This is a genomic window from Kitasatospora sp. NPDC001225 (genome assembly GCF_053597855.1).
Genome location: NZ_JBSFJC010000205.1, coordinates 1 through 9,726, shown reverse-complemented (window position 1 = coordinate 9,726; position 9,726 = coordinate 1). Strand labels below are relative to the sequence as shown.

Annotated in this window: 5 protein-coding genes; 4 read left to right on the top strand and 1 reads right to left on the bottom strand. The window is 74.0% G+C overall.

The genetic code is table 11. The annotated features are described in order from the left end of the window. Positions 1-77 precede the first annotated feature (77 nt). Entirely contained in the window at positions 78-3,368 is a 3,291-nt protein-coding gene (locus ACWDCZ_RS36900) for an ALF repeat-containing protein (protein ID WP_449818191.1), read from the bottom strand. Positions 3,369-3,848: 480 nt separating this feature from the next. Here ACWDCZ_RS36900 and ACWDCZ_RS36895 point away from each other — a divergent pair, with 480 nt between their 5' ends. The 4 genes from ACWDCZ_RS36895 (at position 3,849) to ACWDCZ_RS36880 (ending at position 9,627) form a co-directional block, all read left to right on the top strand. Next, positions 3,849-4,406 (top strand): hypothetical protein, encoded by a 558-nt coding sequence (locus tag ACWDCZ_RS36895; RefSeq protein ID WP_234348716.1) that lies wholly within the window; start codon positions 3,849-3,851, stop codon positions 4,404-4,406. A 68-nt stretch (positions 4,407-4,474) separates the two neighbouring features. Then, complete coding sequence (locus ACWDCZ_RS36890) at positions 4,475-6,295, top strand: trypsin-like serine protease (RefSeq protein WP_449818190.1); 1,821 nt, start codon at positions 4,475-4,477, stop codon at positions 6,293-6,295. A gap of 72 nt (positions 6,296-6,367) precedes the next feature. Next, complete coding sequence (locus tag ACWDCZ_RS36885) at positions 6,368-7,858, top strand: S1 family peptidase (RefSeq protein WP_449818189.1); 1,491 nt, start codon at positions 6,368-6,370, stop codon at positions 7,856-7,858. A 116-nt stretch (positions 7,859-7,974) separates the two neighbouring features. Then, positions 7,975-9,627: a trypsin-like serine protease gene (locus ACWDCZ_RS36880; RefSeq protein ID WP_449818188.1), complete on the top strand. Its 1,653-nt coding sequence runs from the start codon at positions 7,975-7,977 to the stop codon at positions 9,625-9,627. Positions 9,628-9,726: the final 99 nt, after the last annotated feature.

Genomic DNA, 9,726 nt, shown 5'->3' with positions numbered 1-9,726 from the left:
GGGGGCCGCCCCCCCGGCGGCGGGGGGGGGGGGGGGGGGGGGGGGCGGGCCCCCCCCCCCCCCCCCCACGGCCCGCGTCACCACAAGCGCTTGATGCCGCGCATGAGTTTGGACCCCGAGCGGACGACGGCCTGTGTTCCCCTGTTCACCAGATCCTTCCCGCCTACCGAGAACTTCGCGATCTTGTCGATCGGCATGAAGGGCAGGAGGCTCTTCTCCCCGAACTTGAAGAGGGAAGCCCGGAACTCCTGGCTGGTCCACCCGTACCCGTAGCCGGTCAGCACGACGCTCACCCCGCTGGCGGCCACCGACGCCACGGTGAGGCCCGCCCAGGCGACCCGCCCGTAAGGGCCCGGGATGTACTTGGCCACTCCGGCCGCAATGCTCAGGTAATTGCTGACACTGTTGGCCAGCTTGGCATACTCACGGGCCGTGGCCCTGGAGTCGTCGCCGGAGTCGATGCCCGCCGAGATCGGCCCGATCGTGTCGTAGGCCGGGTTGTCGGCGGGATTGACGTTGTTCGCGGCGTTCTGCCGGGCCTGCTCCGCCGCCCTGGCCGCTTCCGCCGCCTGCTCCTGCTCGCGCTTGCGGGCCGCAATGTTCCCGGCCTCGTTGGCGGCCTGCCCTGCCTCCTCCGAGCTCTTGCCGGCCGCCAGCGCCGAGGCCCTGGCCTCGGCCGCCGACGCGGCGGCGTTGGCCGCCGAGGCCACCGCGCTGTGGGCCGACACGGCGGCCTGGTTCGCGGAGTAGTTGGCCTGCCGGCTCGCCAGCTTCGCCGTGACGGAGGCGGTATTGGCCTGCTGGGCGGAGGCCGCCGCGGCGGTGGCGGAAGCCGCGGCCTCGGCGGCCCGGTTGCGTGCCTCGTCCGCGTAGCCCTTGGCCTGCGAGGCCGACGCCCGGGCCCGGTCGGCCCACTGGCCGGCCTCCGCGGCGGCCGAGCGGGCCTGGGCCGCGACCGTGGACGCCTCGGCCGCGTCCTGATTCGCCTGCGCCGCGATCCGGGCGGCGCTCGCGATCAGCGCGCGGACCGCCGCCACGTGGGTGGCGGTGTCCTGGTCCTTCTGGGCCGCCCGGTACTGGCTCCGCGCGACGAAGTCGCTCTGCATCGAGTCCGGCCCGGCCATCGCGACCTGTCCGAGGGCCGCCACGGTGGGGCCGCCCTTGCCCATGACGGCGAGTACGGACACCCGGTCGTCCTCGGCCTTGGCCTGCCAGTAGGTGGTGGCCAGGAATTCGGTCAGGGCCTTCGAGGAGCCGTCGTTCAGGGCGGCGTTCCCGGCGTCGGTGACCGCCTTGCCCGCGTTGTTCATCAGCTTGAGGGTCCGGATCCGGTTGTCCTCGGCCTGGACGTCGTGGATGCCCTGGGTGAGGAAGGCCTCGATCTGTGCCGGACTGTCGGCGGCCAGCGCCCGCTGCGCCGCCTCCGCCAGGCCGGGGCCGCCGAGGGTGGAGAACACCAGGGTCTTCTCCCGGTCGTCCTGCCGCAGGGCCTTCGGGTACTGCGACACGGCCCAGCCGATCACGTCCTGGTCGGTGCCGGAGAGTGCGCCCTGGGCGGCCCGGCTGGTCCACGCGCCGCTGCTGGCCATCAGGTTGACGGCGGCCCGGCGGCCGGCGGCGGCCGCCGTCGCGGTGTCGACCGCCGGGTCGGCGGCCTTGGCGACGAGCTGCCGGGTGGCCTCGTCGACCGCTGCCGCCTGGGTCATGGCGGTCTCCCGCGACCGCTCCTCCTCCTGCTCGTCCTTGCGGAGCGTCGTGGCCTCCTCGACCCCGACCTTGGCGTCGGCCTCGAGCTCCTCCTGCTCGCTCTCCCGGGCGAGCACCTCGACCTTCTGCGCCACCGCCACGGCGTCGCCCGCCACCTTCGCGGCGGCCACGGCCGCGTTGGCGTGCTCGGTGGCCTTGTTCGCCCAGTCCTGGGCGTTGCCCGCCTGGTCGGCGGCCGCGTCCGCCGCCTTCGCGGCGTTCTCCGCGTGGGTGGCGGCCCCGTTGGCGGCCGCCTGCGCGTCCTTCGCGGCCGAAGCCGCGCTGGAGGCCAGCGAGTTGGCCCGCTTGGCGGCCGCGTCGGCGGAGGCGGAGGCGCTGCGGGCGAGTGCGGCCGCCTCCGACGCCCGCCGGGACTGCGCCGTGGCCTGGCCGGCGGACACCCCGGCCGAACTCGCCGCGTCCGCAGCGTCCGCCGCGTTGCGCGCAGCACTGGCCGCGGAGCTCGCGGAGAGCCCGGCCTGCGCGCCCGAGACGGCCGCGCTCGCGGCGGCGTCCGCGGCACTGCGGGCGCCGGCTGCCGCGTCCCGGGCGGCCTGCGCCGCGTTGCGGGCCGCCTGGGCCTGGCCGGCGTCCTGGCGGGCCGCCGAGGCGGCCTGGTAGGCACGCGTGGCGGCCTGACTCGCGGCCGCCGCGGCACTGGCCGCGCCGCGGGCCGCGTTCGCCGCCGTCCGGGCCGCGGCCACCGCCGTGTTGGAGGCCTGGATCGCGGTCCGCGCGGCGTTGGCGGCGCCTTCCGCCGCCTCGGCCGCGCGGTTCGCGGCCCGACCGGCCTTCACCAGGTCGTTCTTGGCCGCCTCGGCTTCCACGGCGGCCTTCTGCGCGGCCTCCTTGGCCAGCCGGGAGGCCTCCTGCGCACGCTCGCCCGCCGCCTTGGCCGCGTCGGTCTCGGCCTTGGCGCGCTTGCCGGCCTCCGTCGCGGCCTCGACCAGCTGGCTGATCGTCAGGGTCTCCTGGTCACGGGCGCGGGCCAGCTCCAGCCCGCTGTCCAGGAAGTCGGTGATGTCCTCGGCCGTCCCGGTCAGGGCCCGCTGCGCGAGCCTCTGCACCTCGGGGCCGCCAGTCGCCAGGACCTTGGTGACCTGGACCCGCTGGTCCTCCTCCCGGGCCCGGGCGAGGCCCTCGCCGAGGAAGTCCGTCAACGCCTTGGCGGAACCGTCGTCGAGCGCCTTCTGCGCCGCATCCTGGACGGCGCGGCCGCCCGTGCCGATGGCGGCCAGGGCGGCCGCGCGCCGGTCCTCCTGCAGCGGCGCCCGGAAGCCGGTCAGCACGAAGTCGTGCAGCTGCGCGTCCGTGCCGTTCAGCGCCTGCTGCGCCGCGGCCCGCACGCCGGCGTCGGCGAAGGCGAGCATCTTCAGGACCGCGAGGCGCTCGTCCTCGGTGGTCGCCCGCTGCAGGCCGGCGGCCAGGAAGTCGCTGATCTGGGCATCGCCGCCGACCAGCGCGGCGGCCGCCGCGTCCTTGACCGCCGACCCGCCGGCCGCCCACGCCTCGACCACCTGGGTGCGCGCGCCCGCGGGCAGCGGCGCCGGCCCGGGATCGGCGGGGACCGCCGCCGCCACCGTCGTGCCGAAGACCGCCATGGCCAGCGACAGCGCCGTCACCGCGGTCAGCCGGGCGCGTCGGAGACGCTTAGGCGGGAATGTGATCCCGGATAATTTATCGACCATTTCTCCTCAATTCCTTGAGTGCTTTTCGACTGGAATTCCAGGCATTTTCGGAACCGTCTACAACAACCTGTCGAACTGTCGCACAGGTCGTGAACCCACGGGTCCGATACCGAATTCACGAGCCATGCCACGGATCGAGCACGCTGGGACGTCGAGTGGAAGAAACAGCTGGTCAGAGGCACTTTGAGGGGGCCCCAAGGCCGGGCTACCGGTTTCCGAAGGGGATCGCCGCAGGCCGCTCGGTCCGCAATATTGGCTCGAACCCGACCCTTTTACGGAACTCGGCGACCGTGATACCAATAGGCCTCCGACCCGATGGCGAAGCGCCCTGCGCAGGCCCGGGTCGGCGCATCGTTTACTTCGATCACACCATTCCCTTGCCCGTGGAATTCCGAACGAGGAGGCCCCACCAGCATGAAGCCTTTGATTCGCTGCCTGACCGTCGGTGCCGTCGCCGGTGCCGTCGCCCTGACGGGTCTGACCACGGTCGGCGCCGCCCCCGTACCCGCCGGAACCGTGAGCGCCGCCGGGGCCGGTACCACCACCGCCGGGGCCGTCACCGCGGACGACACCCCGCCGCCGGCCGTCGAGGACTTCGCGTACCCGGAGGCCGACAGGATCTTCAAGGAGCGCGGCATCAAGCTGAAGAGCGGCGACGGCCACATCCTGCTCGCCACCTGCGACAGCCGCCCCGGCCTGCTCGAAGTGAACGCCCGGGGCATGTCGACCACGGACCCGGTCGGCCACGGCCGGTTCTGCTTCCAGGTCACCGGCGCGACCGGCCGCCTGAGCCTCGAACTCCCCTCCGTCTACGGCGCCAAGGGCAACGACTACGCCGTACGCGTCGACATGCAGACGGGCACCGAGGCCAAGTCCTTCGACGTGCAGAAGAACAAGTGGACGCCGGTCGGGGAGACCGCCGACCCGCAGGAGCGCGTGTTCACCCTGCTGGAGATCACCGCCACGGCGTGACCCCCGGTCCGCGCTTCCCCGGCGCTACCGCCACCGCCACCGCCCGGCAGACGAAGGAAAGCCACCTCATGGTTCGCTCACGCCCACGCACCGCATGGACGGCCGGGACGGTCACCGCCGCCGCCCTCGCCGGCACCCTGTTGTCCGGCACGCCAGCCCCCGCCCTGAACGGCGACACCGCGCCCGCCGGCTCCTACGCCTTCACCGCCAAGCTGGACATCGGCAACGGCCAGCGCGCCTGCACCGGCGCCCTGGTCGACCCGTACTGGATCGTCACCGCCGCCGCCTGCTTCGCCGACAACCCTGCCCAACCGACAACCGTCCCCGCCGGCCCGCCCGCGCTCAAAGCCACCGCCACCGTCGGCCGCACCGACCTCACCACCACCACTGGCCAGGTCCGCGAGATCGCCGAGCTCGTCCCCCGCACCGACCGCGACCTCGTCCTGGCCCGGCTCGCCACCCCCGTCACCGACATCACCCCGCTCGCCGTGGCCACTACCGCACCCGCCGCCGGTGAGGACCTGCTGGTGACGGGCTATGGCCGCACCAAGGCCGAGTGGGTGCCCGACCGGCTCCACAGCGCCGCCTTCACCGTCGGCGCCGTCGACCCGACCGGCCTCGCCATCGCCGCCAAATCCCCCGCCGACGCCGCCGTCTGCAAGGGCGACACCGGCGGCCCCGCCCTGCGCAAGGTCGGCGACCGCTACGAGCTCGCCGCCGTCAACAGCCGCTCCTGGCAGAACGGTTGCCTCGGTGCCGCCCCGACCACGCACACCGGCGCGTACGAGACCCGGGTCGACGACCTCGGGGGCTGGATCCAGCAGGCCGTCTCCGCCTGGTCCGCCGTGGTCGCCGCCCGTTCCGGGGGCCGCAGCACCGTCTACAACCCGGACACCAGGACCGCCGAGACCTTCGCCCTGCGCAGCGACGGCGCCATGATCCACGCCTACAACACCAACGGCGAGGGCTGGTCCGGCTGGTACGTCCTCGGCGACGGCGCGCGGTTCACCGGTTCCCCGGCCGTCGTCCACAACCCGGTCACCAACACCCTCGACGTGTTCGCCACCGGCACCGACGGGTCCATCTACCGGGCGACGTGGAGCCGCGCCACCGGCTGGTCGGCCTGGACCATGACCGCCGACTGGAAGTTCCGCGGCTCCCCCACCACCGTCTACAACCCGGACACCCGGACCGCCGAGGTCTTCGCCCTGCGCGCCGACGGCGTCATGGCCCACCTCTACAACACCGAAGGGGCGGGCTGGCACGGCTGGTTCACCCTCAACCCCGGAGGCGCCTTCGTCGGCGTACCGGCCGTCGTCCACAACCCGGTCACCAACACCCTCGACGTGTTCGCCACCGGCACCGACGGGTCCATCTACCGGGCGACGTGGAACCGGGCCGGCGGCTGGACACCGTGGATCATGACCGGCACCTGGAAGTTCCGCGGCGTCCCCACCACCGTCTACAACCCGGACACCCGGACCGCCGAGGTCTTCGCCCTGACCACCGACGGCACCATGGCCCACCTCTACAACACCAACGGCGAGGGCTGGTCCGGCTGGTACGTGATCGGCCCCAGCGACTGGAAGTTCGCCGGCACCCCCGCCATCCTCCACAACCCGCTCGCCAACACCCTCGACCTGTTCGCCACCGGCACCGACGCCTCCATGTACCGGGCGACGTGGAGCCGCGCCACCGGCTGGTCGGCCTGGACCATGACCGGCAGCTGGAAGTTCGGCAGCTCCCCCGCCGCGGTCTACAACCCGGACACCCGGACCGCCGAGGTCTTCGGCCAGGGCACCGACGGCGTCATGGCCCATGCCACCAAGGCCGGCGACGGGGCCTGGTCCGGCTGGTCCATCGTCGGCCAGATCCCCACGACGGGCTGACCGCGACCGGTTGAGCGCACCCGTGACGTACCCGCCCGAGACGCCGTCAGGTCCAGGATTGGAGAACCACCCATGCTCCGCTCGCACCCGCGCTCCGCATGGACGGCCGGGACGCTCACCGCCGCCGCCCTCGCCGGCACCCTGTTGTCCGGCACGCCAGCCCCCGCCGTCAGCGGCGACACCGCACCCGCCGACTCCTACGCCTTCACCGCCAAACTGGACATCGGCAACGGCCAACGCGCCTGCAGCGGAGCCCTGATCGACCCGTACTGGATCATCACCGCCGCCTCCTGCTTCGCCGACAACCCCGCCCAACCGACAACCGTCCCCACCGGCCCGCCCACGCTCAAGACCACCGCCACCGTCGGCCGCACCGACCCCACCACCACGGGCCAGGTCCGCGACATCGCCGAGCTCGTCCCCCGCACCGACCGCGACCTGGTCATGGCCCGCCTCGCCACCCCCGTCACCGACATCACCCCACTCGCCGTCGCCACCACAGCACCCGCCCCGGGCGAGACCCTGCACGTCGCCGGCTACGGCCGCACCAAGGCCGACTGGGTGCCCGACAAGCTCCACACCGCGGCCTTCGGCGTCAACGGCGTCACCGCCACCGGCATCGCCATCACCGGCACCGCGCCGGCCGGAGCCGCCCTCTGCAAGGGCGACACCGGTGGACCGGCCCTGCGCGGGACCGGCAGCACCGCCCAGCTCGTCGCCGTCGGCAGCACCTCCTGGCAGAAGGGCTGCCTCGGCAGCGCCGAGACCACCCGCAGCGGCGCCGTCGGCACCCGCACCGACGACCTCGGCGACTGGATCAGGTTCCTCCGCTCCGGCACGATGCCGCCCCAGGCACCCGGCGTCCTGCGCTGGTTCCTCTCCGACTCCGCCCAGTCCAACGTCAACACCCGGGCCACGTTCGACTTCGGGAAGAGCCCGATGATCCCGCTGACGGGCAACTGGGACGGCACCGGCGGGGACACCCCCGGCGCCTACGACCCCACCACCGCCCGCTTCCACCTGACGAACTCGCTCGACGGCGGCCCCGCCACGATCGACCTCCCGTTCGGCGAGCCGGGCGACATCCCCGTGGTCGGCCGCTGGGACGGCGGCCGCACCAGCGAGGTGGGGACCTACCGCCCGAGCACCGCCGAGTTCCACCTGCGCCACCACGACGGCACCGTGACGACCTTCATGCTGGGCGACGGCGGCAACTGGAAGCCGATCGCCGGGGACTGGACGCACAAGGGCTACGACACCCCGGGGCTGTTCAATCCCGACACCGCCACCTTCTACCTCGTGAACTCCGACCACGACGGCGACGCCGACACCACGTTCACGTTCGGCGACAAGGGGGACACGCCCGTCGCCGGCGACTGGACCGGCAGCGGCACCACCCAGGTCGGCGTCTACCACCCCGCCGGCAGCGTCTTCCGCTTCCGCGGCGCCACCGCCGACGGATCCGCCGCCTCCGTCTCCTACGGCGACGGCGGGTTCCCGGTCACCGGCGACTGGAGCGGCAGCGGCAAGTCCACCCAGGGCATCGCCGTCCCCGGCCGGTAGCAGACCTCGCACACCCCTCGCACACCCCGCCCGGGCCGCCGGCGCGAAGCCGACGGCGGCCCCGCGGCCCGGCGGCCCCGACCGGCGGTCACCCACTCACCCGAAGAGGAATCCCCATGCCCCGCACGACCCCGTCCCGCTCCTGGCGCACCGGCGTACTCGCCGCGGCCACCGCCGCCGGCGTACTGGGCACCTGCACCCCGGCCGGCGCCGTGGTCGGCGACGCCGCGCCCGCCGACTCCTACGCCTACACCGCCCGCCTGGCGATCGGCGACGGCCTGCGCACCTGCACCGGCGCCCTGGTGGACCGCAACTGGGTGCTCACCGCCGCCTCCTGCTTCGCCGACGACCCGGCGCAGCCGCAGGCCCCGGCCGCCGGTGCGCCAAAGTGGAAGACCACCGCCACCGTCGGCCGCACCGACCTGACCACCTCCGGCGGCAAGACCTCCGAGGTCTCCGAGCTGGTGCCGTACCAGGGCCGTGACCTGGTCATGGCCCGCCTCGCGACGCCCGTCGACGGCATCGCCCCGATCGCGGTCGCCTCCACCGCCCCCGCCGCCGGGCAGCCGCTGCGGGTGCCCGGGTACGGGCGCACCAAGGACGAGTGGGCGCCGCTGAAGCTGCACACCGGCGCGTTCTCGCTCGACACGGTGAGCGCGACGAGCCTCGGCGTCACCGGCACGGGCGGCGCGGCGGTCTGCAAGGGCGACACCGGCGCCCCGGTGGTCCGCGAGACGGGCGGCAGGGCCGAGCTGGTGGCCGTCGCCTCCCGCTCCTGGCAGGGCGGCTGCCTGGGCGCCCCCGCCGGCGAGACCCGCACCGGCGCGTACGGCGCCCGGGTCGACGACGTCTCCGGCTGGGTCCAGCAGGTGCGGGCCAGGTCCTGGGGCTGGAAGACCCGGGCCCTGGTGCGCGGCGACGCCGACCTGTACCTCACGACCCGTCTCTACGACGGTTCGTGGACGCCGTACGAGGACGTCCAGGCGGCGGCCGGGAACATCGGCGGTGTGCGCGCCGTCTCCTCGGTCGGCATCGACGGCGACACCCACGTCCTCGCGCTCGGCGGTGACGGGCACCTGCACTACGCCGTCCACAACCTGGACGGCGGCTGGGGCCAGAAGTTCGTCGACCTCAACACCACCGTCGCCGACCTCGGCGGCATCACCCAGGTCTCCATCGCCAACGTGGACGGCGCCCTGCACATCGTCGTCGTGGCGAACGGGCGGCTCCTGCACAGCAGCCGCCCCGCGAACGGCCGGTGGAGCGTCTTCGGGGTGGTCACCGACGAGACCGGGCCGCTCACCGGCATCACGTCGATCGCCACCGCCGGCGTCCGCGGCGGGGAGCTGCACATCGCCGCCGTGTCCGGGGGGAAGGTCTCCCACACCCGTCGCTTCGCCTCCGGGGCCTGGTCCTCCTGGACGTCGGTCGCCGGGGCCGCCGGGGCCACCGCGCCGGTGACCGGCGTCGCCGTCACCCCGCAGGACAGGGACCTCGATGTCGCCGTCGTCACGAGCGGCGGGCAGTACCACACCGTGCGCTACGCGAACGGAAGTTGGCGGCCGTTCGACTCCCTCGCCGGCGCCGCCGGGACCAGCGTCAGCGCCGCGCCCGTCGACACCGACGCCCGGTTCGCCGTCACCACCGCCGACAACAGGGTGCTGCTGACCTCCCGTCACGGCGACGGCACCTGGACCGCCCCGGAGTACCTCGACCTCACCGCCGTGCCCGGCAACCACACCGGCACCTCGATCAGCGCCTCCCTCTGATCACGGCACCCGTCCGGCGGGTGTGCTCAGAGCAGCGCCAGCAGCGAGCCGGTGATGACCAGCGGGTAGTACTCGGGGAAGGCCTTGGTCTGGGGCGAC

Bases quoted from the DNA above. Each gene is read 5' to 3' on its own strand.
- ACWDCZ_RS36895 (WP_234348716.1), top strand. From the start codon at position 3,849: ATGAAGCCTTTGATTCGCTGCCTGACCGTCGGTGCCGTCGCCGGTGCC.
- ACWDCZ_RS36890 (WP_449818190.1), top strand. From the start codon at position 4,475: ATGGTTCGCTCACGCCCACGCACCGCATGGACGGCCGGGACGGTCACC.
- ACWDCZ_RS36885 (WP_449818189.1), top strand. From the start codon at position 6,368: ATGCTCCGCTCGCACCCGCGCTCCGCATGGACGGCCGGGACGCTCACC.
- ACWDCZ_RS36880 (WP_449818188.1), top strand. From the start codon at position 7,975: ATGCCCCGCACGACCCCGTCCCGCTCCTGGCGCACCGGCGTACTCGCC.